This window comes from Sphaerisporangium sp. NPDC049457 (assembly GCF_055586705.1).
Genome location: NZ_JBVJHR010000034.1, coordinates 1 through 20919 on the forward strand (window position 1 = coordinate 1; position 20919 = coordinate 20919).

Consider the following 20919-nt stretch of genomic DNA (forward strand, 5'->3'; position numbering starts at 1 on the left):
GACAGGATGATCGCGTCTTCGTAGTTGTGGCCCTCCCACGGCATGAACGCCACCAGGAGGTTCTTGCCCAGGGCCATCTCGCCGTCGTCGGTGCAGGGACCGTCGGCGACGACCTGGTTGACCTCGACCCGGTCGCCCTCGCGGACGATGGGCTTCTGGTTGAAGCAGGTGCCCTGGTTGGAGCGCTTGAACTTCGCCACCCGGTAGGTCGTGCGGGTGCCGTCGTCGTTCATGACGGTGACGTAGTCGGCCGAGACCTCCTCGACGACGCCCGCCTTCTCGGCGGTGATGACGTCGCCGGCGTCGGTCGCCGCGCGGTACTCCATGCCGGTGCCGACCAGCGGCGCCTCGCTCTTGAGGAGCGGGACCGACTGGCGCTGCATGTTGGAGCCCATGAGCGCGCGGTTGGCGTCGTCGTGCTCCAGGAACGGGATCATGGCGGTCGCGACCGACACCATCTGGCGGGCCGAGACGTCCATGTAGTCGACCTCGTTGGGCCGGATGAACTCGACCTCGCCGCCCTTACGGCGGACCAGGACGCGGTCTTCGGCGAAGGCGCCGTCGGCCTTCAGCGGGGTGTTCGCCTGGGCGATGACGTGCCTGTCCTCCTCGTCGGCGGTCAGGTAGTCGATCTCCTCGGTGACGCGGCCGTCCACGACCTTGCGGTAGGGCGTCTCGACGAAGCCGAAGGAGTTGACCCGGCCGAAGGACGAGAGCGAGCCGATCAGACCGATGTTCGGGCCTTCGGGCGTCTCGATCGGGCACATGCGGCCGTAGTGCGACGGGTGGACGTCACGGACCTCGAAGCCGGCCCGCTCACGCGACAGACCACCGGGGCCGAGCGCGGACAGACGCCGCTTGTGCGTCAGGCCGGCCAGCGGGTTGGTCTGGTCCATGAACTGCGACAGCTGCGAGGTGCCGAAGAACTCCTTGATCGACGCCACGACCGGGCGGATGTTGATCAGGGTCTGCGGCGTGATCGCCTCGACGTCCTGCGTGGTCATGCGCTCGCGGACGACGCGCTCCATGCGGGCCAGGCCCAGGCGGACCTGGTTCTGGATGAGCTCGCCGACGGTGCGCAGGCGGCGGTTGCCGAAGTGGTCGATGTCGTCGGTCTCGACGACGATCTGGCCGTTCGCCCCGGGCATCTCGACCTCGCCGGCGTGCAGCCGGACGATGTACTCGATGGTGGCGACGATGTCCTCTTCGGTGAGCGTCCCCTGGTTGATGTCGGAGTCGACCCCGAGCTTCTTGTTGATCTTGTAGCGGCCGACCTTGGCCAGGTCGTAGCGCTTGGGGTTGAAGTAGAGGTTCTCCAGCAGCGTCTGCGCGGACTCCTTGGTCGGAGGCTCGCCCGGGCGCAGCTTGCGGTAGATGTCGAGCAGGGCGTCGTCCTGGCCGGAGGTGTGGTCCTTCTCCAGGGTGGCGCGCATCGACTCGTACTGGCCGAACCGCTCGAGGATCTGGTCGTTGGTCCAGCCGAGGGCCTTGAGCAGCACCGTGACGGCCTGCTTGCGCTTGCGGTCGATGCGGACACCGACGCTGTCGCGCTTGTCGATCTCGAACTCGAGCCACGCACCGCGCGAGGGGATCACCTTGCAGCCGTACAGGTCCTTGTCGGAGGTCTTGTCGACCGAGCGGTCGAAGTAGACACCCGGGGACCGCACCAGCTGCGAGACGACGACACGCTCGGTGCCGTTGATGATGAAGGTGCCCTTGGAGGTCATGAGCGGGAAGTCGCCCATGAACACCGTCTGGCTCTTGATCTCGCCGGTGGTGTTATTGATGAACTCCGCCGTGACGAACATCGGGGCGGAGAAGGTCATGTCCTTGTCTTTGCACTCATCGACTGAGTACTTGGGCGGCTCGAACCGGTGATCGCGGAACGACAAGGACATCGTTCCGGAGAAGTCCTCAATGGGACTGATCTCTTCGAAGATCTCTTCGAAGATCTCTTCGAGACCGGACTGGGCCGGAACGTCCTTGCGCCCGGCCTGGCGAGCCGCTTCGACCCGCGACCGCCATTTCTCGTTGCCGAGCAGCCAGTCGAACGACTCGGTCTGCAGGGCGAGAAGATCGGGAACTTCGAGCGGCTCCTGAATGCGCGCGAAAGAAACGCGGCGGGGACCAGCGGGTACGGCGAAGGCGTTGCGCGAGGCTGCCAACAGATGTCCTTCCGAGGGCTCGCGGACTGACTACACGCACGCCAGACGACCATGCATCAAAGTTACCTAGAGAAGCGGGTCGTCAAAGGGCAGCGCAAAGGGGCAGTGTAGCCGATGGGCATACACCTGTCCACTCAGTCTCGCTCTGCGCACCCACACTGGACGCAGCATCGCCCGTCAGCGGCGAAACGTCAAGCCCGTAGCCACACATTCGGGGCCCGTAAGGCCCGTCACGCTGGGTTTTCTTCCCTCCGGAGACCAGGTGGCCGGCCGAGTCCTGACGATACCCGCGCTGCGGATCGGCTAACGCTCAGTCACACGGAGGGTCGAAGGCTTGCCGGCCCACGACACTGTCGTGGCCTTTGTCATGCCCAGCCCTCGCGTTGCTCAAACCCAAGCTTTACTAACAATTGAATAACGCGCCATGCCGGGACGGCCCTCACCGCAGTCCTCGATCTTCAGCCGCCGGGCGCATTTCCGATCAACGTCGACAGCTCGGACACCAGCCAGTGCTCCTGGCCTCTGATCAGCACGAACCGGGCGCGGTTGTGCGAAACCTGCTTCTGAGGTTGCCGTTCGCCCGGCACCAGCTTGGACGTTCCCATGTTCATGAACAACAACACCTGCACGCGCTCGGGCGTCGCGGACTCCACCGCCGCGGCGACCACCGCCGCCTGCTGCACGGTCTGCTCGCGCCTGACGACCGGGGTCAGCACCCGGGCCAGCTCGCCGTAGTGGGCGGCGAGGTCGCCGGTGGCGTACCCCTTCGCGCGGGCGAGGTCGGCCTCGATGGTGCGGTAGTCGTAGGAGAGCATGTCCGGTGCGTACGCCCGCGCCGCGGCGAGCGCCTCGGCGGCGGCCGACTCGCTCTCGCGCAACTCGCGCAGCCGCGAATAGGCGACCACCGTGAGCACGGCCAGAACGGCCGCCAGAAGGCTCAGGAGGCATGCCGCGGCCACGAACCCCCGCGACCGGGAACGGGGCGCTGCGCCGCCCTCAGGGGACACCGGGCCGCCTTCCGCCGTCACTCGACCAGCTCCAGTTTCGAGGCCGCCCAGCCCTGCCCCACCTTGGTCACCTCGATGTTCCAGCGGTAGAAGCGCTCCTGCGGCGCGGTGCGCGCCTCGTCCCAGCGGATCACCGAGTCGGCCACGACCAGCACACGCGCGGCGCTCCTCTGGTCGTTCATGGAGGCGAGGCCGGCGGCGCGCACGACGCCCGTCTTGACGGCCTTGTTCCTGAGGGTCGCCTCCTTGAGGTTCGCGGCGTCCCTGGCGAACTGCTCGCGGGCCTGGCCCGTGGAGGTGTCGATGACCCGGCGCACGTCGCGCTCGACCGTGCGGTAGTCGACGGCCATGAGGTTCAGCGCGTATCTCTTGGCGGCCTCGACGGCGGCCAGGCGATCGTGGGCGACCGCCCGCGCCCGGCCGAGGTCGTCGCCGACGCGCACCCAGGCGGCGCCGAGCACGGCGACGAGGGCGAACAGCGTCAGGAGCGTCAGAAGACGTCTTCTGCGGGGAGAACGGGCCGCGTGCAGCGCCATGTGTCCCCTCCCATCGCCCGGACGGCGCCGCTCGGCGCCACGACGGCACGGCCGCGCCGGACGCGGTGCCCGGCCGCCCGGCGGTTCGCCGGATCATAACCCGGGATCATGATCCCAAATGGGCGATCATCCTCTTTGCCCGTACAGGACGGTCCGGAAATACCCGCGGCCCGGCGTCCCCGAGGAGACCGGGGAACGGTCGCAAGCGGTGCGCGGCACGGTGGAATTCCGGGCCGGAAAAGCGAAAGGAGCGGACCACCCGGCACCAGGGTGGACCGCTCCCATCGTTCAAGGCTTCACGAGGCTCGCGGGGAGCCTCGATCGCTCGCGTGGAGCTTCAGACGCGTGAGGTCACTTGACGGTGACGGTGGCGCCGGCGCCCTCAAGGGCGGCCTTGGCCTTCTCAGCGGCTTCCTTGTTGACCTTCTCGAGCAGCGGCTTGGGAGCCCCGTCGACGAGGTCCTTGGCCTCCTTGAGGCCGAGGCTGGTGAGCGCGCGGACCTCCTTGATGACCTGGATCTTCTTGTCGCCGGCGGCCTCGAGGATGACGTCGAACTCGTCCTGCTCCTCGGCCTCCTCGGCGGCGGCGCCACCGGCACCGGGGGCGGCGGCGGCGACGGCCACCGGGGCCGCGGCCTTGACGTCGAAGGTCTCCTCGAAGAGCTTCACGAAGTCGGACAGCTCGAGGAGGGTCATCTCCTTGAACGCGTCGAGCAGCTCGTCGGTGCTGAGCTTCGCCATGAGTGGTTCCTCCATATGAATTGCAAAAAATGAATCGGACCGCGGTATGCGCCCGCAATCCCCTGCTTTGGTCGCTTTCGCGCCGGAACTACTCGGCGGCGTCCGCGGCGGCGTCCGTACCGGCCTCCGTGCCGTCGGCCGCCGCGCGCTTCTCGCGCAGGGCCTCGACGAGCCGGGCCAGGTTGGTGGGCAGCGCGTTGAACGTGGCGGCGGCCTGAGACTGCTTCGCCTTCAGCGCGCCTGCCAGCTTCGCGAGCAGGACCTCGCGCGACTCGAGGTCGGCGAGCGTCGCGATCTCGGCCGGGGTCATCGACTTGCCGTCGACGACACCACCCTTGATGACCAGGAGGGGATTGGCCTTGGCGAAGTCACGCAGACCCTTGGCCGCCTCGACCACGTCGCCACTGACGAACGCGATCGCGGTCGGACCCTGGAACAGATCGTCCAGGGAGGTGACCCCGGCCTGGTTGGCCGCGATCTTGGACAGCGTGTTCTTCGCCACGGCGAACTTCGCATTCCCACCGAGCGAGACGCGCAGCTCCTTGAGCTGCGCCACGGTGAGACCGCGGTACTCGGTCAGGACAGCGGCGCTGGAGCTCTCGAACCGATCTTTGAGCTCGGCAACCGCGGTCGCCTTTTCCGCCCTCGCCATGGGCCTCCTTCCAGATGTGCCACCGGCGAAGGGGCCCAGGAGTCCATGAACGAGAACAAGCCCCGGCGCAGGCGCACGGGGCTCACACACAGAGGTCGCGCGGACGAGCCGCGCGAGCAACCACATGGAAACTCACATCACACCTACGCGGGCCATCCACAACTGTGGATCCTTGGGCCTCCGAGCCATGAATGGCCCGGCGACGACCGGCGGTCTTCGGCGTTGGACACTCTACCTGGGCATCGCGCTCCGCGCCAACTCGCGGACGGCGGCGCGGAGCACGGCCCCTGGCGTCAGCTTCCGGTCGTGCCGGCGTCGCCCGCGCCGCCGACCCCGTTCAGGCGCTCGGGAAGCTCGCCCACCTGGTCGGCCGGGGGCGCGGTGACCTCCGCGGCCTCGTTGAACGAGGTGAACAGGGACGTCAGCTTGAAGGTGCCGTCCGCGGCGCCGCCGTTCATCTCGACCTTGCGCGGAAGGCTCTGCCCGTCGATCCAGGCGTCGAACTTCATGTCCTTGACGTTGTCCAGCTGACCCTCGACGCGCTTCTGCATCTCGGGCGTGAGTTGCTTGACCGCCTCGGCCACCGTGAAGGTGCCCTTGTAGTGCGTGGTGTCGACGCCGCCGACCGTCTCGGTGCCGACCTTGGTGACGTCCTTGGAGCTGGTCAGCATGCGAACGCTGGTCTGCAGGTCCACCTGCTGGGCCTGGGCGAGGAACTGGTCGACGTCCACGCCGGCCTTCTCGCCGGCCCGGCCGAGGTCGAGCCTGATCCAGGGCTTGGTCCCGCCGACGAGCTTGTTCAGCATGTCGACCTTGAGGTAGGCGGTCTGCCCGACGAGGATGACGCGCACCCCGCCCGGGATGTTCTGCCCGCGGACGTTGATCGTGTCGAGGGTGACGTCGGAGGCGAGCTGGGGCTTCTGGTGCACGACCATCGAGCCCTTGACCGTTCCGGCGCCCTCGCCGGGTGCGCTGAAGTCCAGCGCGAGCTGCGCGTTGTAGGACGTCACGCCCTCGGTGCTCTTGGCGCTCTGCTGCAGAGTCTCAGCGGCGGAAAGCTGGACCGCGCCGAGGGACTCGGCGGGCTTCTGCGAGGTCTGGCCACATGCCGATACCGCGATGAGCATGGCCGAGCCTGCGGCCACGATCGCGGGTGTCATTCGCCGATTCACAAGGCAACCCTTCTGTATCCCCCATAAGTCGCTTTTACCCTACGCGGCAGCACTACCCCGTGCGGCGGACTATGTGCATAGATCGGCCTTTCGGCTGATGCCCCTCCACCTTGAGATCGATGCCGCCCATGACGAATCGGCCGGTCACCTGCGGAGAAAGGGACACCGGAAAACGAAGAAAGGGCCCGTGCCAAAGGCGCGGGCCCTTCTCGGGGCTCCCTGACCGCCGGAACGGCCGCGCGGCGCGTGCCGCGCGGCCGTTCCAGGGACGGAAGGGAGACCTCAGGCGTCCAGCTCGGCGGTGATGCCGCGCGTCACGTTCGGGTCCACCGGGATGCCCGGGCCCATCGACGTGGAGAAGGTGACCTTCTTGAGGTAGCGCCCCTTGGCCGCGGACGGCTTGAGACGCACGATCTCGTCGAGCGCGGCGGCGTAGTTCTCCAGGAGCTGGCGCTCGGGGAAGGACACCTTGCCGATGATGAAGTGGAGGTTGGCGTGCCGGTCGACCCGGAACTCGATCTTGCCGCCCTTGATGTCGGTCACGGCCTTGCCCACGGCGGGGGTGACGGTGCCGGTCTTGGGGTTCGGCATGAGACCGCGCGGGCCGAGGACGCGGCCGAGGCGGCCGACCTTGCCCATGAGGTCGGGCGTGGCCACGACGGCGTCGAACTCGTTGAGGCGGTTGCCCTTGGCGATCTCTTCGATCAGCTCGTCGGCGCCGACGATGTCGGCGCCCGCGGCGCGGGCCTCCTCGGCACGGTCGCCGGTCGCGAAGACCAGGACCCGGGCGGTCTTGCCGGTGCCGTGCGGGAGGTTGACGGTGCCGCGAACCATCTGGTCGGCCTTGCGGGGGTCGACGCCCAGCCGCAGGGCGACCTCGACGGTCGCGTCGAACTTGGTGACCGAGCTGGCCTTGGCGATCTTGGCCGCGTCGACCGGGCTGTACAGCGCCTCGGGGTCGATCTGCTCAGCGGCCTTGCGGTAGGTCTTGCTGCGCTTCACTGCTTCTCCTTCTGGAGCGTGTGGTAGTGGGCCAGCGCGTGGCCCTCCCACGGTGTTCTCGATGCCTCGCCGCGCTCTGCGGCGCGTCGGCGGGGTCAGTCGGCGATCGTGATGCCCATCGACCGGGCGGTGCCGGCGATGATCTTCTCGGCGGCCTCGATGTCGTTGGCGTTGAGGTCGGGCATCTTCGTCTCGGCGATCTGGCGCAGCTGCTCCTTGGTGAGCTTGCCCACCTTGTCGCGGAGCGGGTTGGCGCTGGCCTTGTCGAGACCCGCGGCCTTCTTGATCAGCTCAGGCGCCGGCGGCGTCTTGGTGACGAAGGTGAAGCTGCGGTCTTCGAAGATGGTGATCTCGACGGGGATGATGTTGCCCCGCTGGGCCTCGGTCGCAGCGTTGTACTGCTTGACGAAGTCCATGATGTTGACGCCGTGGGGACCGAGGGCGGTACCGACCGGCGGCGCGGGCGTGGCCTGACCAGCGGGAAGCTGGACCTTGACCAGAGCCGCGATCTTCTTCTTAGGAGGCATTGTCCTACTCCGGGTCCTGAACTCCTGTGAAACTCCCACAGGGCGTGGAAGCCCCCCGAGGGCGCGCGAGGGCCAGGTGGCCGTGCTCCCTCGGGACCAACCCCGCGGCTGCTCTAACGGCCAGCCCGCGGGACGACTTATCAGTGTAAACGCGCCGCCAGATCGCCGAGACCTGGGCGCATGTCAGATCTTGGAAACCTGGTTGAACGACAGCTCGACCGGGGTCTCACGACCGAAGATCGACACCAGCACCTTGAGCTTCTGGGACTCGGCGCTGATCTCGCTGACCGTCGCGGGCAGCGTGGCGAACGGACCGTCCATGACGGTGACCGACTCGCCGACCTCGAAGTCGACGGTGGCGGCCGCGGCCTTGGCGGCGGTCGTCTTGGTCTGCTCGGTCGGCTCGGGCGCGAGCAGCTTGGCGACCTCGTCGAGGCTCAGCGGGCTCGGCCGGTTGGACAGGCCCACGAACCCGGTCACGCCGGGCGTGTTGCGCACCGCGGACCACGACTCGTCGGTGAGCTCCATGCGCACCAGCACGTAGCCGGGAAGCACCCGCTCTTTGACCGGGGTGCGCTTGCCGCCCTTGATCTCGGTGATGGTGTGCACCGGCACCTCGACCTGGAAGAGGTAGTCCTCCATGTTGAGCGACTGGGTGCGCGTCTCGATGTTGGACTTCACGCGGTTCTCGTAACCGGCGTAGGAGTGGATGACGTACCACTCGCCGGGCAGGCCGCGCATCGTGCGCTTGAACTCTTCGACAGGGTCGACATCGGGAACGAGATCACCGTCTTCGTCAACGGCGCCGACCGGAGCCTCGGCGGCCTCTGGGGCCTCGCCGGACTCGTCGGCATCACCGGTGGCCGCGGACTCGCCGGGCTCGTCGGTGATCTCGATCGCCTCTTCCGGCTCGCCCTCCCACTCATCGTGGGATGTGCCAGCCGACAGTGGGGACTCGGACACGGTGACTCTTTCTTCTCTCGTCGATGTTGCGATCTTGTACCGCCCGGCAAGGACGGTTAGCCGCCCACCGAGGACGACCACCGTTCAGGACGGCGCTCGCCCAGCCGTGGACGGCTGTCGCGCGGCGGCCGGCTCAGGCTCCGCCGAAGACCGCCAGCACACCCTGCGTGAGCAAGAAGTCTATCCCCGCCACGAGCCCGACCATGATCAAGACAAAGACGAGGACCACCGTGGTGTAAGAGATCAGATCCTTGCGCGTCGGCCAGATCACCTTGCGAAGCTCGGCGATGATCTGCCGGTAGAAAAGTGCGGGAGTAGTGCGCTTCTTAACGGTCTGGCCGGATGGCTTGCTCGGCCTGTCGGCGGCCTCGCCGCGTGTGTCGATCGCCACAGTCCTCACCTGATCCGTCGTTCCTACGCAACTATCGGCGGCATACACGCCATCGTGCGCGGACCGCACTCCGCAGGGCACGAGGGACTCGAACCCCCAACCGCCGGTTTTGGAGACCGGTGCGCTACCAATTGCGCTAGTGCCCTCTGCCGTGAACCACCCTACCCCGTGCGCTCGGGGCCGCGTCGCTCACTAGTTGCAGAAGTGTACGGGGGAATGCGCCTCACGTCGAACCAACTCGTGCGACACGTCCTGACGGACACGGCTCGTCCACTTCGTGGATATAGGGCGGCGGCGGTGCGGGACGTCTGGAACGATGGAAGGCATGACCCGTCCTCGCATCTCAGCGCGCATTTCCGCCATCTCAGAGTCCGCCACGCTGGCCGTGGACGCCAAGGCCAAGGCGATGAAGGCGGACGGCCGTCCTGTCATCGGGTTCGGAGCCGGCGAGCCCGACTTCCCGACGCCCGACTACATCGTCGAGGCGGCCGTCGAGGCGTGCCGTGTTCCCAGGTTCCACAAGTACACGCCGGCGGGCGGCCTCCCCGAGCTCAAGCAGGCCATCGCCGACAAGACGCGGCGCGACTCCGGCTTCGAGGTCGACGCCTCGCAGGTGCTGGTCACCAACGGCGGCAAGCAGGCCGTCTACGAGGCGTTCGCGACGCTGCTCGACCCGGGTGACGAGGTTCTGGTGGTCGCTCCCTACTGGACGACCTACCCCGAGGCGATCAAGCTGGCCGGCGGGGTCCAGGTCGACGTGGTGACCGACGAGACCACCGGCTACCTCGCGTCGGTGGAGCAGTTGGAGGCCGCCCGCACCGAGCGCACCAAGGTGCTGCTGTTCGTCTCGCCGTCCAACCCGACCGGCGCGGTCTACTCTCCCGACCAGGTCGCCGCGATCGGCCGCTGGGCCGCCGAGCACGACCTGTGGGTGGTCACCGACGAGATCTACGAGCACCTGGTCTACGGCGGCGTGACCTTCACCAGCATCGCCACCGCCGTCCCCGAGCTTCGCGACAAGGTGGTCGTGCTCAACGGCGTCGCCAAGACCTACGCGATGACCGGCTGGCGGGTCGGGTGGCTGATCGGGCCGAAGGATGTGGTGAAGGCCGCGACCAACCTGCAGTCGCACGCCACCTCCAACGTCTCCAACGTCGCGCAGGCGGCGGCCCTGACGGCCGTGTCCGGCGACCTGTCGGCCGTGGCGCGCATGCGCGAGGCCTTCGACCGGCGCCGCCAGACCATGGTGCGCATGCTCAACGAGATCCCGGGCGTGTTCTGCCCCGAGCCGTTCGGCGCGTTCTACGCCTACCCGTCGGTCAAGGGCCTGCTGGGCAAGGAGATCCGCGGCCGGCGTCCGGGCACCTCCGCCGAGCTGGCCGAGCTGATCCTGGAGGAGGCCGAGGTCGCGCTGGTCCCGGGCGAGGCGTTCGGCACCCCGGGCTACTTCCGCCTGTCGTACGCGCTGGGCGACGACGACCTGGTCGAGGGCGTCAGCCGCCTGGCCAAGCTGCTGGCCGAGGCCCACTGACTCCTGATGTCTCCGGGCGATGTCGCCTGGCTCGTCCCGCAATCGCCGGAACCGCCGAAGCATCAAAAGTACGAGAAGTACCAAAGGCCCGGGCCATCGGCCCGGGCCTTGTCCATCTCCCCAATGGTCCGGCGGACGGCCAGGCGTCTCCAGGGTCCCGGAGGCCGGGCGCTCCGCACGAATCAGCCGGTGGCGCGGACGCCGTCTGCGATCTTCTTGAGCTCGGTCTCGACGCCCTCGGCGCCGAGCCGCTCGGCCATGGTGGGGCTGATCATGACCTCCACCGCGAGATCGGGCTTGAGCATCCAGAGGATGGTGGATGTGCCCATCTCGTCGTCGATATCCGACCCCTCCCCCAGCTTGGCGATGACGCCCTGCGCGCCGTGCACCGTGACCCGCTTGGCGCCCTTGCCGTTCCGGTACTCCCGCAGCAGGCCCTTCATGTGCTTTGCCGCCTCGCCCTCGAAGACGACCATCTGCACGCCGTACATGCCGGGAAGGGCACCCGGTTCGTCCCACGAGGTGGTGTAACTGGTCTTTCCGAAACCGTTCTTGCCCGACCATTTCCCCCATTGGAGGCGCTCGGGCAGGTAGTCCACCCGGACCCCGCCGAAGGCCCGCCCGTCACCGAGATCTCCGAGGTCCTGCGGCTGACTCGCGAGCTGCTCGTCGGGGAAGCTCTGCCCCTCACCGGCGGTGCCGCTCGCCCCCGGCGCCGGCGGGTCGGACGGGTAGTCGGACGGGTAGGGCGTGTCGGACGGACGTGACGTGTCGGACGGCGGGTCGGACGGGTAGGAGGTGTCGGACGGGTTGGAGGCGTTCGACGGGGCGGACGGATCAGACGGGCCGGAGGTGTCGGACGGCGCGGCGGCCGGGCCGCCGAAGCCGGGAGCGGAGGACGGCCCCGAGGTCAGCGCCGTGTAGGCCGGAAAGGCCCCCGCGACCACCACGGTCACCGCGACCGCGCTCGCCGTGCGAAACCGCGCGGCGTGCGCGCGGCGTCTCCTGCGCACCGCCTGGCCCATCATCGCGGGCGCGCGCACGTCCGCGACGTGGGCGGACATGGCGTCCCTGAGCGCGTCCTCGATGTTCATGCCCTCAGGTGCGTCCTCGGTGTTCATACCGTCGTTCCCTTCAGGGCGCCGACGCGCGCCCGCATCCGAGCCAGGCCGCGCGCGGCCTGGCTCTTCACCGTTCCGACCGAGCAGCCGAGCAGCGCGGCGGTCTCGATCTCCGACAGGTCCTCCCAGTAGCGCAGGACGACGACCGCGCGCATCCGGGCCGGAAGACGCCGCAGTTCCCCGAGGAGGGTGTCCCGGAGGTCAGGATCGGACTGCGGCGCCGCCGTCTCCGGAGGGCGCGCGAAGGTGATCTCCTGGATCACCTTGCGGCGGCGCGCCCGGGAGATGGCCGCGTTGACGACGACCCGCCTGGCGTAGGACTCCGGGTTGTCGTGCCGGATCCTCGGCCAGTGCCGGTAGACCCTTTCCAGCGCCCCCTGCGCCAGGTCCTCGGCGTCGTGCGCCGAAGCGCCGCAGACGAGGATGGCCGTGCGCAGCAGGGCGGTACTTCGGGCGGCCAAGAACTCATCGAAGGCCGCTTCGTCTTCTTCCGTCATGGCGAGTCCCCTTTCGCCCTCCCTAACGCGCCGCCGCCGCGGGAGGTTGAGAGGCGTTTCCGGAACGACGCCACGGCGCCGTACGGCAAGATATGGAAATGGCACGCCCGCTCGACGAACTTCCGAAGGCCCACCTCCACCTGCACTTCACCGGCTCCATGCGGCATACCACCCTGCTGGAGCTCGCGCGCGATCACGGGGTCCATCTGCCCGACGCGCTCGTGGAGGACTGGCCTCCCCGGCTGCGGGCGACGGACGAGCGGGGCTGGTTCCGCTTCCAGCGGCTGTACGACATCGCGCGTTCGGTGCTGCGCCGCGAGCAGGACGTCTACCGGCTGCTGCGCGAGGCCGCCGAGGACGAGGCGGCCGAGGGGTCCCGCTGGCTGGAGATCCAGGTCGATCCGTCCGGTTACGCCCAGCGGTTCGGCGGGCTGACCGCGACGCTGGAGCTCGTGCTGGACGCGGCGGCCCAGGCGGCGGCGTCGAGCAACGTCGGCATCGGGGTGATCGTGGCCGCCAACCGCACCCGCCATCCGCTCGACGCCAAGACCCTCGCCCGGCTGGCCGGGCAGTACGCCGACAAGGGGGTGGTCGGCTTCGGCCTGTCCAACGACGAGCGCCGCGCCCGCGCCCGCGACTTCGACGGGGCCTTCCGCATCGCCAAGCGGGCGGGGCTGATCGCGGTGCCGCACGGCGGCGAACTGCTGGGCGCGGGCAGCGTCGCCGAGTGCGTGGACGACCTGGACGCCGACCGCATCGGCCACGGCATCCGGGCGACAGAGTCGCCCCGGCTGATGGAGCGCCTGGCCGACCGCCAGATCGCCTGCGAGGTGTGCCCCACCTCGAACGTCGGCCTCGGCGTCGCCCAGCGCAGCGGGGACGTCCCGGTGAAGCGGCTGTTCGACGCCGGGGTGCCGATCGCCCTCGGCGCCGACGACCCGCTGCTGTTCGGCGCGCGGCTGCTGCCGCAGTACGAACTGGCGCGCGAGGTCTACGGTTTCAGCGATCCCGAGATCGCCGAGCTGGCCCGCCAGTCGATCAGGTCGTCCAGGGCCCCGGACGGGTACAAGAAGGAACTGCTGACCGCCATCGACACCTGGCTGACCGACCGCACGTGACCGTGCCGACCGGCGGCGTCGCCGGCAGCGCCGGTCAGTGGCATCGCCGGCCGCCGGCGTTCCGGCAGCCTTCCCCTCGGTCGCGCTCCTCGCCTCGCTCGGGCTCCTCAGGAACCACATGACGCGGCGACCGCGGGTTCCCTCTTCGGGGCCCGCGGTCGCCGTCATCGTGGTGCGGACGCGTGTCCGCGGCCGGTCACTGGGAGTGGATGTACACCTCGTCGAAGACCTCGGCGAGCTTGCTCAGGTCCTGCGCGATGCCCTTCTCGGGGTCGCTGGCGTCGAAGGTGACCGACATCCGGCCGAGCCCCTTGCGGGCCTGCAGGGCCTTCCACATGGTGTTGGTCGCCAGACCCTGGTCCAGCAGACGCCAGGTCGCGCCGTCCCACTCCTGGCGGTGGGTCCACAGCATCACCGTCTGCACGCCGGCCTGCAGCGGCAGGTCGACGCGCAGCTTGGCCGCGGCCTCCGCCTGCGCGGCGGTGAGCTTGTTGGCGCCACTGTGCGCCAGGCCCACCTCGCGGGCGCCGACGTGCACCCGGGTGTCCCAGCCGCGGGCCCGCACGGCGATCCACTGGTTGCGCAGCGCCTTGTCCGGAGTGATCTTGTACTTGGCGTATTCGCTGGCGAACAGGCCGCTGGAGACGTTCACGTGGTCCACATCGCCGGTGAGCACGTACTTCTCGACGTTGGAGCGGCTGATCAGCGGGTACTTGGCGCGCAGCGCCGCCTGGCAGGGCTCGGAGACCCCGCAGCCCATCTCGGGCACCACCACGTCGACGGCGAGTTGCTTGCCCGCGGGCATCGCGGCGCGCAGAGCCGCGGAGGACTCCTTCACGAACCTGCGCACATCGGTGGCCGACTTGAAGCCCCAGTAGCCGAGGTCCTGGGCGAACTTCACGCCCACCACGCCCGGCCGGCTCGCCTGCGCCGCCATCGAGGCGACCGCGGCGTCGAACTGGTCCTTGCCCGCCGTCCACGCCGGAGCCAGCTCGCTCTCGATCCACACCCGCATGCCGAGCTTGATCGCGGCGGCGGCGGCCTTGCCGGTGGCGTCGTTCGGCGCGGCGAGCGGCTGCTTGGACGCCTTGGGCGCCGCGCTCGGCTCGGGCTGGGTCGAGGGGTCGGGCTGCGGCTCGGTGGAGGCGTCCGTCCGCGGCGCCACCGACTCCTGGGTCTGCGGCGCGTTGGAGGTCTCGACCTGCGGCGCCTGCTGGTCCGGGTCGTCCTGCGTCTGCGTCTGCGGGTCGGTCTGGGTCTGCGTCTGCGCGTTCGGGTCGGCCTCGGTCTGGGTCTGCGCGTTCGGGTCGTTCAGCGTCTGCGCGTTCGGGTCGGCCTGGTTCTGCGTCGTGTCCGTCGGCCCTGAGGTGGTCTCGCCGGAGGTGGTCGTCGGCGTGCCCGAGGAGCCTCCGCCGCCCGAGCAGTCGAACTCACCGCCCTGGCAGGCCTTCGCCGGCGGCTTGGTGATGTTGCCGTCGGTGTCCTTGCAGACGTACTTGCCGGCCGAGTGGTCGTACTTGCACAGGACCTGGTCCTCATCGGCGCAGTCCTGCATGCCGGGACCCTTGTTGGTCTTGTCCGTGCAGAACAGCACAGGACCCGGGTACGGCACGGCATCCTTGAGCTTCTCGCCGTCGTTGCGACCCCAGAAGCGCACGACGTCCAGGGCGTCCTTGGGCGTCTTCGCCATCCAGGAGCAGTACATGTACTCGGGGGTGCCGGTTCCCAGGATGTCGTCGCACTCGCTGTTGCCCCCATCGGTCGTGGGAGCCGGGTCGGCGAGGGCCATACCTGTGGGAATGCCTATCGTCAGCGTAAAGAGCACCGCGACGAGGGCGATGATCCACTCGCGTTTGCGGAGTCGGGGCATGCGCGGTCTCCTCGTACTAAGTCGGATCAGCAGGGCTTCGTGTACGTGATGTTCACGCCGATGGTCCCGGAGCCTTTGGTGCCCTGGTTGTCACCGGACCACTTGATGGACATGTAGGCCTCCTGCTGCTGCCCGCAGGGCGCCGACGAGCGCACGCTGAACGAGATCGAGGCCGTCTGCCCGCTGCCGGTGCTGCCCGAGCCCGGAGAGACCAGGATGTCGCGGCCGACGGCCTCCCAGGTGATCGAGCCGGCCTGCGACCGGACGCTCACCGAGCCGTCACGGTTGCCGCCCACGTCCATCGAGGTGGTGGCGGCGGTGAAGGCCGGCGGAGGGGGCGGCGGAGGCGGAGCGGAGGTGGTCTGCTTGCTCTGCGGCTGCGAGCTCTGCTGCGGCGTGGACTTCTTAGTCGGACTCGGCGCCGAGCTGGTCTTCGGCGGCGGCGGGTCGTTGGGGCCGTCGTTGGTGGTCGGGGCGGAGGACTTCTTGACCTTGGGGGTGGACGTGGACGTGGGGCGGGAACTGGTCGGCGGGGGGACCACCGGCGTCGACGCGGTGGGCGCGGCCACGCCGCGACGGGTCGCGGCGGGCGCGGTCGCTCCGGGACTGGCCACCGGGGCGGACGTGCCGCCGGGCGGCGGAGGCGGCGGGGAGTCGACCAGGGGCGGCAGGGACTCGCCGGGGCTGACCACGACGGTGCCGCCCGCGGCCTCCACATCGACCGGGCCCTGGGCGCCGGTGGGCGCGAACAGCAGCGACCAGATCACCCCGGCCGAGGCCACCGACACCACCGTGACCAGCGACACCCGCCCCCAGCGGATCCGGCTCTCCGGGTCGTCCGCCTCAGGATCAGGCTCCCAGAACTCCGGCTCGGCCTTGGCGCCCTCGCGGCGTTCGGGGGTGAACCCCTCCTCCACCGACAGCGGAGCCTGCGCCGGCGGCGGATCCTCCAACGCGTCCGGCTGCACCGGGAACCCATCGGGATGCCAGCTCTCGGTACGGGTCTCGGCCGCGGTGAACGAGGCGTCCGCGCCGGAGAACAACCGCTCCGCCGGCGCCGGACCCGCCAGGATCGGCATCCGGGTCATCAACGCGGTCATCGTCACACCGGAGGTGGCCGACCCGCACTGCTTGCACGAACGGATGTGCCGGGTGATGTGCGCGCGCAACAGCCGCGTCGGCGACTCCGCCCACGACTTCACCAGCCCCGGCAGCACCGCACACCGCGGCCGCTCACCCCGGGCGTCCATGACCGCCGCCAGCCACCGCTCGGCGTTGCGCCGCCCCATGCGGGCCGCGCCCTCCACCGCGTCCACCGAGATGTCCAGCACCCGGGCCACCTCATCGGACTTCAACCCATGGCGCAGCGTCAGATCCAGAATCTCCCGCTCACGCGGCTCCAGACACGCCAGAACCTCCACACCCAGCTCCGGCGAACCACCCCGGCCCTGCCGGGCATAGGACCCCTTGTGGACCACCCCGGCCAGCCGGGCCTGACACTCGGCCCGCGCCAGCGCGTACAACCACGCCCGCAACCGCGTCGCGTCGTACAACCGATCGGTATGGGCCACCGCCCCGTACAACGCCCCCACCGTCGCCGACAGCGCGTCCTCATCATCGAGCAACGACTGACAGTAGTCGTAGAGATGATCTCCATACTCGCGGCAGAGCCGCTCCAGCGCAGCGGGGTCATCCCTCCTCAGCACGGGGATCAGCTCTCCTGACTGGATGCAAAAGGAAAATCCGGTAGTGGCAAAGCAGTCAGAAATATACGGGAGGTCGCCCCAGCTGCTCATATCACTTTCATCACATAACAAACTTCTATACTGTGTTGACTGCGTTGCGGTCTTAACCCACACCTGAATGCACATGGAGTGACGACCGCCGCGATGTGCATCGGGCAACCGACGTGGATCCCGCCCCCGGAGACGAGCATCGTGCGAGACAACTGGGATGAACCTTCTTCACCGCGACGTCGTCCGCCGTATGCCAAGAATTCCACCGGAAGCGGTCCCCGCGCGGACCGATGGCGCACGTGGGAGACGTCGATGGAGTTGGACGACGACGAAGGGCCGATCCGCCGGTGGCTGGGCACCGACCGGCGCGGCCCCATCGTGATCGGGCTGACGCTGCTGGTGGCCGTCGGATCCGGCATCTGGTTCGCCTGGCCGGAGTCCTCCGACGGCGGCGGGTCCGGCGCGCCGGCCGCGATCCAGACCTCCTCCGGCTCGCCCACCGCGAAGCCGTCCACGTCCGCGCCCATGGGCGTCGAGTCGCCCCCGCCGCCGGTCGCCGAGCGCAGTCCGGCGCGGAAGCGGACGGCCGCTCCCCGTGCCGCGGACACCGATCCGCCGCCGCCTCCGGTGACGTCCGCGAGGCCCCGGGCCTCCGCCACGACCGCCGCGCCGTCCCGGACCGCCAAGCCGACCCGCACCTCCAGCCCGAGGAGGACGCCGACCTCGCAGACGGGCCCCACGGCTCCTCCCCCGCCGCCGGCCTCCCGCACCGCCGTCCCCACATCGCCCCCCGAGACCAGCGGCCCCGACCTTCCCCCGCCACCGCCCGGCACCTGACCGTCCGGCCTCGTCGCCGTACCAGGTCCCAGCGCCTTGGAGTCCGCGGTCAGCGGAGGGAGGTGGCGATCTTCAGGGCTTCGGGGACGGTGGCGGGGCCCTCAAGGCGGTAGCCGGTCCGGTCCTGCTGCCAGATCAGGGTGGCGGCCGCGCGACGCTCCACCGGCTCGACGCCCGCGCCGGTGCGGGGAAGATAGGTGAGCCCGTGCGGCCCTGAGACCCACCAGCCGGAGGCCGAGCCGACGTTGACCTGGTCGGGGAACGGCCCGCCGAGGTCCTTGCGCCAGACGACCTCCAGCGTGCCGTCGTAGGCGTCCAGCCGGGTGCCCGGCCAGAACAGCGAGAGCACCCGTCCCCCGTCGCTCACGCGGACGTCGTCGGGCTCGCCCAGCACGGCGGGCACCTTGACGGGGAACGCCACCATCCGCCGGGCCTGGTCCAGGCTCACGCGCCTCTCGCCGGGCAGCGGGCTCGCGACGCCGGACGGAAGCGGTCGCGGCTCGCCGGCATGGATCTCCACCCCGGCCAGCCTCAGCACGTGCGCCACGGCGGCCTGCCCCTGCGGCGTCAGCCCGAGCAGCGCCGCCGCGATCAGCGCGACGCCGGTGGCCACCCAGCGCCACCGCGGCCGCCGCGCCCCTCGCCCCCGTCGCGGCGGCGACGCGGGCGCGGAGGAGCGTTCGTCCGGGGTGAGGCCTTCGAGCCGGGCCCGTACGGCGCCGGCGACATCGGAGAAAGGCGGCGCGGGGATGTCCAGCGCCACGCCGAGCGCGAGGAGTTCGGCCTCCAGCGGGTCCAGGTGGCGCGCGTCACCGCCCGCGCCGTGCTCCGCGCCATGGTTCGCGCCGTTGTCGGTGCCATGGTTCGCGTCATGGTTCGTACCGTTGTCCGCGCCGTTGTCCGTGCCGTCAGGAGAGTTCACCGCCCACCTCCTTCCGCAGCCGCGCCAGCCCTCGGAAGGTACGCGACTTCACCGACCCGATCGGCCAGCCGAGGACCTCCGCCGTCTCCGCTTCGGACAGCTGTAAGAAGTACCGGCAGACCACCGCCCTGCGTTCCATCTCGGGCAGTCCCCGCACGGCCTCCAGCAGCCTGGCCCGGCGGTCGGTCGCGATGGCGGCGCCCTCGGGGTCCTCAGGGACGCGCAGGTCGGGCTGGGCGCCGGCCTTGAGCACCAGCTCGGCGCGGCGTCCCCGGGAACGGGTCATGGTGTGGGTCTCGTTGGCCACGATGCGCAGCAGCCACGGCCGGAACGCCGCGTCGCGGCGGAAGGTCGCCAGGTGACGGAACGCCTTGACGAAGGCCTCCTGGACGACGTCCTCGGCCTCCTGCCCGGCGCCGAGGAGCGCGGCCGTACGGTGCGCCACCGCGCTGTAACGCGCGACCAGCACCTCGTAGGCGGCGAGATCACCCGCCAGGGAACGGGTTATCGCCTCGTCGTCGTCCGTCGCGGGCTCCTTGGAAGATCCTTGAGCGACAAAAGGTAGTTTCTACCGGCATGTTCGCGCAAAGACCTGGCAAGAGTCGCGCCAAGTGTTTCCGGGCGTGCGCGACGGGAAGTTGGGACCCGCGCGGATCAGGGCGGCTAGACTCGTTGCCCATCCGTAGCCGTGGCCTTGTTCGGGGCCACGGTTTTTGAGTGAACGAAACTGGGCGGGACGCATGTCTGGGTATGACCGCGTGGTGCAACCTGCGGCCGGTGACGAGGCCCTGGAGAATCACCTAGGTGGCGACGAGGCCAAGAACTACCGGCAGTACGAGCTTGACATGGTCGCCCCGCACGTCGGCAGGTCCATGCTCGAGATCGGTTCGGGTCTCGGCCATTTCGCCGAGCAGTTCCTCCCCCGCCTCGACCGCCTGGTCGTCAGCGACTTCGACCCCTACTGCGTCGAGCAGCTCGGCAAGCGGTTCGAGGGCCGCGACGACATCCAGGTGCTGCAGTTCGGCCTGCCCACCGACATCCCGCTCGCCGATCCGGTCGACACCGTCGTCATGATGAACGTCCTTGAGCACATCGAGGAGGACGTCGAGGCGCTGCGGTCCCTGGCCAGGGTCACCAAGCCCGGCGGCCGCATCGTCATCTGGGTACCCGGCTACATGCAGCTCTACGGCGACTTCGACCGCAAGGTCGGCCACGTCACCCGCTACACCCCGAAGACGCTGGGCAAGACCGTCGCCGAGGCCGGGCTGAGGGCCGAGGTGCTCAAGCCGATCAACTTCCTGGGCGGCATCGCCTGGTGGGCGGCCGTGCGCCGCGGCGGCGTCGGCTACCCCGACCCCCGGCTGGTCAAGATCTACGACCGCACCGTGGTGCCGACGACCCGTTTCATCGAGCGCTTCGTCCGCCCGCCGTTCGGCCAGACGGTCTTCTGCGTGGCCCGCGTCCCGCAGCGGTGACGGCGGTCCGGCCGCGTTCCGGCGCGGCCGGGGTCACCCAAGAGCGAAAGCGGGCCGGATGCCGCCATGGCGCGGGTTCTCCGGGATATCTCAGGATTTCCTCGCGCTTCTCCTAGCCGTGTCCGGTGCGCTGGGAGCATGAGGAAAACATCCAGAATGCTGGTCGCCGGGGCGGTGGCGGGCGCGCTGACCGTCGGAGCGCTGGGCGGCGTCGCCGTCGCGCGGCAGTCGGACGGCGAGCAGGCGGGCGTCCCGTACGAACTGCTGTCGGCGGACTCCGCCGCGAACGAGGCCGTCACCCTCACCAAGGCGCCGGGCGACCGGCCCAGAGTGCGCCTGGCCCTGCGGCGCGGCCTCATCGGCGTGCACGGCGAGGCCACCATCCGGGCCCGTGGCGGAGGCTACGCCACCTACACCTGGCAGCGCGGCGCAGTCACAGCGGTGTCCGCCGGTTCGATCACCGTGAAGAGCGCCGACGGCACGAGCTGGACCTGGGCGCTGACCCCGGATACCAGAGTCCGCAAGAATGGTGACAAATCCGCCTCCTCTGCGCTGGCGTCCGGTGACGGCGTCTTCGTCCTGGGACAGCCCGACGGTGACGCCCGGACGGCGCAGGGAGTGGTGGTGCCCAAGAAGCCCAAGGATTGACCGAAGGA

The 20919-nt window shown here is 69.5% G+C and carries 21 protein-coding genes and 1 tRNA gene; 5 read left to right on the forward strand and 17 right to left on the reverse strand.

Features of this window, described 5'->3' with window-relative positions:
* From rpoB to ACZ6QO_RS36470, 11 genes are all read right to left on the reverse strand, one after another.
* The coding region (gene rpoB / locus ACZ6QO_RS36420; RefSeq protein ID WP_465857837.1) for a DNA-directed RNA polymerase subunit beta at window positions 1–2165 on the reverse strand (2165 nt) is incomplete at its 3' end.
* Between the two features lie 458 nt (window positions 2166–2623).
* Window positions 2624–3172, reverse strand: a complete 549-nt coding sequence (locus tag ACZ6QO_RS36425; RefSeq protein WP_465857839.1) for a hypothetical protein — start codon at window positions 3170–3172, stop codon at window positions 2624–2626.
* A 17-nt stretch (window positions 3173–3189) separates the two neighbouring features.
* Window positions 3190–3708 carry a hypothetical protein gene (locus tag ACZ6QO_RS36430; protein ID WP_465857840.1) on the reverse strand — a complete coding sequence of 173 codons (519 nt, stop codon included), beginning with the start codon at window positions 3706–3708 and terminating at the stop codon, window positions 3190–3192.
* A 351-nt stretch (window positions 3709–4059) separates the two neighbouring features.
* Complete coding sequence (rplL, locus tag ACZ6QO_RS36435; RefSeq protein ID WP_465857842.1) at window positions 4060–4449, reverse strand: 50S ribosomal protein L7/L12; 390 nt, start codon at window positions 4447–4449, stop codon at window positions 4060–4062.
* A gap of 88 nt (window positions 4450–4537) precedes the next feature.
* Window positions 4538–5101: a 50S ribosomal protein L10 gene (rplJ, locus tag ACZ6QO_RS36440; RefSeq protein ID WP_465857844.1), complete on the reverse strand. Its 564-nt coding sequence runs from the start codon at window positions 5099–5101 to the stop codon at window positions 4538–4540.
* Window positions 5102–5394: 293 nt separating this feature from the next.
* Entirely contained in the window at window positions 5395–6261 is an 867-nt protein-coding gene (locus ACZ6QO_RS36445; protein WP_465857846.1) for an SCO4651 family lipoprotein, read from the reverse strand.
* Between the two features lie 294 nt (window positions 6262–6555).
* Complete coding sequence (rplA, locus tag ACZ6QO_RS36450) at window positions 6556–7275, reverse strand: 50S ribosomal protein L1 (RefSeq protein ID WP_465857847.1); 720 nt, start codon at window positions 7273–7275, stop codon at window positions 6556–6558.
* 95 nt (window positions 7276–7370) lie between these two features.
* Window positions 7371–7802, reverse strand: coding sequence for a 50S ribosomal protein L11 (gene rplK, locus ACZ6QO_RS36455; RefSeq protein ID WP_114028424.1), 432 nt, complete (start codon window positions 7800–7802; stop codon window positions 7371–7373).
* A gap of 183 nt (window positions 7803–7985) precedes the next feature.
* Window positions 7986–8765: a transcription termination/antitermination protein NusG gene (nusG, locus tag ACZ6QO_RS36460; protein WP_465857850.1), complete on the reverse strand. Its 780-nt coding sequence runs from the start codon at window positions 8763–8765 to the stop codon at window positions 7986–7988.
* A gap of 133 nt (window positions 8766–8898) precedes the next feature.
* The gene (secE, locus tag ACZ6QO_RS36465; protein WP_465857852.1) at window positions 8899–9156 is read right to left on the reverse strand and encodes a preprotein translocase subunit SecE; all 258 of its coding nucleotides are present in this window, start codon (window positions 9154–9156) and stop codon (window positions 8899–8901) included.
* Window positions 9157–9229: 73 nt separating this feature from the next.
* Window positions 9230–9302: transfer RNA gene (locus tag ACZ6QO_RS36470), tRNA-Trp, on the reverse strand.
* Between the two features lie 179 nt (window positions 9303–9481).
* Between ACZ6QO_RS36470 and ACZ6QO_RS36475 the strand changes: the two genes are divergently transcribed.
* Window positions 9482–10687: a pyridoxal phosphate-dependent aminotransferase gene (locus tag ACZ6QO_RS36475; RefSeq protein ID WP_465857853.1), complete on the forward strand. Its 1206-nt coding sequence runs from the start codon at window positions 9482–9484 to the stop codon at window positions 10685–10687.
* Between the two features lie 182 nt (window positions 10688–10869).
* On the opposite strand, the gene ACZ6QO_RS36480 is transcribed toward ACZ6QO_RS36475, so the two are convergent.
* Both ACZ6QO_RS36480 and ACZ6QO_RS36485 read right to left on the reverse strand, forming a co-directional pair.
* Window positions 10870–11808, reverse strand: coding sequence for a hypothetical protein (locus ACZ6QO_RS36480; RefSeq protein ID WP_465857855.1), 939 nt, complete (start codon window positions 11806–11808; stop codon window positions 10870–10872).
* Window positions 11805–12305, reverse strand: a complete 501-nt coding sequence (locus ACZ6QO_RS36485) for a SigE family RNA polymerase sigma factor (protein ID WP_465857857.1) — start codon at window positions 12303–12305, stop codon at window positions 11805–11807. The genes ACZ6QO_RS36480 and ACZ6QO_RS36485 overlap by 4 nt, the downstream gene beginning before the upstream one ends.
* Window positions 12306–12403: 98 nt before the next feature.
* Between ACZ6QO_RS36485 and ACZ6QO_RS36490 the strand changes: the two genes are divergently transcribed.
* The gene (locus ACZ6QO_RS36490) at window positions 12404–13423 is read left to right on the forward strand and encodes an adenosine deaminase (protein ID WP_465857858.1); all 1020 of its coding nucleotides are present in this window, start codon (window positions 12404–12406) and stop codon (window positions 13421–13423) included.
* Between the two features lie 196 nt (window positions 13424–13619).
* Here ACZ6QO_RS36490 and ACZ6QO_RS36495 read toward each other — a convergent pair whose 3' ends face one another.
* Window positions 13620–15293, reverse strand: a complete 1674-nt coding sequence (locus ACZ6QO_RS36495; RefSeq protein ID WP_465857860.1) for a hypothetical protein — start codon at window positions 15291–15293, stop codon at window positions 13620–13622.
* A 26-nt stretch (window positions 15294–15319) separates the two neighbouring features.
* A complete protein-coding gene (locus tag ACZ6QO_RS36500; protein ID WP_465857862.1) occupies window positions 15320–16999 on the reverse strand; it encodes an RNA polymerase sigma factor in 1680 nt (559 codons plus the stop codon).
* Window positions 17000–17341: 342 nt separating this feature from the next.
* Here ACZ6QO_RS36500 and ACZ6QO_RS36505 point away from each other — a divergent pair, with 342 nt between their 5' ends.
* A complete protein-coding gene (locus ACZ6QO_RS36505; RefSeq protein WP_465857863.1) occupies window positions 17342–17866 on the forward strand; it encodes a hypothetical protein in 525 nt (174 codons plus the stop codon).
* A gap of 49 nt (window positions 17867–17915) precedes the next feature.
* Here ACZ6QO_RS36505 and ACZ6QO_RS36510 read toward each other — a convergent pair whose 3' ends face one another.
* Both ACZ6QO_RS36510 and ACZ6QO_RS36515 read right to left on the reverse strand, forming a co-directional pair.
* Window positions 17916–18788, reverse strand: a complete 873-nt coding sequence (locus tag ACZ6QO_RS36510; protein WP_465857864.1) for a hypothetical protein — start codon at window positions 18786–18788, stop codon at window positions 17916–17918.
* The gene (locus ACZ6QO_RS36515) at window positions 18775–19257 is read right to left on the reverse strand and encodes an RNA polymerase sigma factor (RefSeq protein WP_465857866.1); all 483 of its coding nucleotides are present in this window, start codon (window positions 19255–19257) and stop codon (window positions 18775–18777) included. Before ACZ6QO_RS36515 ends, ACZ6QO_RS36510 begins: the two co-directional genes overlap by 14 nt.
* Window positions 19258–19528: 271 nt before the next feature.
* Between ACZ6QO_RS36515 and ACZ6QO_RS36520 the strand changes: the two genes are divergently transcribed.
* Window positions 19529–20263: a class I SAM-dependent methyltransferase gene (locus ACZ6QO_RS36520; protein ID WP_465857868.1), complete on the forward strand. Its 735-nt coding sequence runs from the start codon at window positions 19529–19531 to the stop codon at window positions 20261–20263.
* Window positions 20264–20401: 138 nt separating this feature from the next.
* The gene (locus tag ACZ6QO_RS36525) at window positions 20402–20911 is read left to right on the forward strand and encodes a hypothetical protein (protein WP_465857870.1); all 510 of its coding nucleotides are present in this window, start codon (window positions 20402–20404) and stop codon (window positions 20909–20911) included.
* Window positions 20912–20919: the final 8 nt, after the last annotated feature.

What these genes read in the sequence shown, in the direction of transcription:
- ACZ6QO_RS36430 (WP_465857840.1), bottom strand. Translation starts at nt 3,708, where the DNA reads ATGGCGCTGCACGCGGCCCGTTCTCCCCGCAGAAGACGTCTTCTGACG.
- rplL (WP_465857842.1), bottom strand. Translation starts at nt 4,449, where the DNA reads ATGGCGAAGCTCAGCACCGACGAGCTGCTCGACGCGTTCAAGGAGATG.
- rplJ (WP_465857844.1), bottom strand. Translation starts at nt 5,101, where the DNA reads ATGGCGAGGGCGGAAAAGGCGACCGCGGTTGCCGAGCTCAAAGATCGG.
- ACZ6QO_RS36445 (WP_465857846.1), bottom strand. Translation starts at nt 6,261, where the DNA reads ATGACACCCGCGATCGTGGCCGCAGGCTCGGCCATGCTCATCGCGGTA.
- rplK (WP_114028424.1), bottom strand. Translation starts at nt 7,802, where the DNA reads ATGCCTCCTAAGAAGAAGATCGCGGCTCTGGTCAAGGTCCAGCTTCCC.
- ACZ6QO_RS36475 (WP_465857853.1), top strand. Translation starts at nt 9,482, where the DNA reads ATGACCCGTCCTCGCATCTCAGCGCGCATTTCCGCCATCTCAGAGTCC.
- ACZ6QO_RS36480 (WP_465857855.1), bottom strand. Translation starts at nt 11,808, where the DNA reads ATGAACACCGAGGACGCACCTGAGGGCATGAACATCGAGGACGCGCTC.
- ACZ6QO_RS36485 (WP_465857857.1), bottom strand. Translation starts at nt 12,305, where the DNA reads ATGACGGAAGAAGACGAAGCGGCCTTCGATGAGTTCTTGGCCGCCCGA.
- ACZ6QO_RS36490 (WP_465857858.1), top strand. Translation starts at nt 12,404, where the DNA reads ATGGCACGCCCGCTCGACGAACTTCCGAAGGCCCACCTCCACCTGCAC.
- ACZ6QO_RS36495 (WP_465857860.1), bottom strand. Translation starts at nt 15,293, where the DNA reads ATGCCCCGACTCCGCAAACGCGAGTGGATCATCGCCCTCGTCGCGGTG.
- ACZ6QO_RS36505 (WP_465857863.1), top strand. Translation starts at nt 17,342, where the DNA reads ATGGAGTTGGACGACGACGAAGGGCCGATCCGCCGGTGGCTGGGCACC.
- ACZ6QO_RS36520 (WP_465857868.1), top strand. Translation starts at nt 19,529, where the DNA reads ATGTCTGGGTATGACCGCGTGGTGCAACCTGCGGCCGGTGACGAGGCC.
- ACZ6QO_RS36525 (WP_465857870.1), top strand. Translation starts at nt 20,402, where the DNA reads ATGAGGAAAACATCCAGAATGCTGGTCGCCGGGGCGGTGGCGGGCGCG.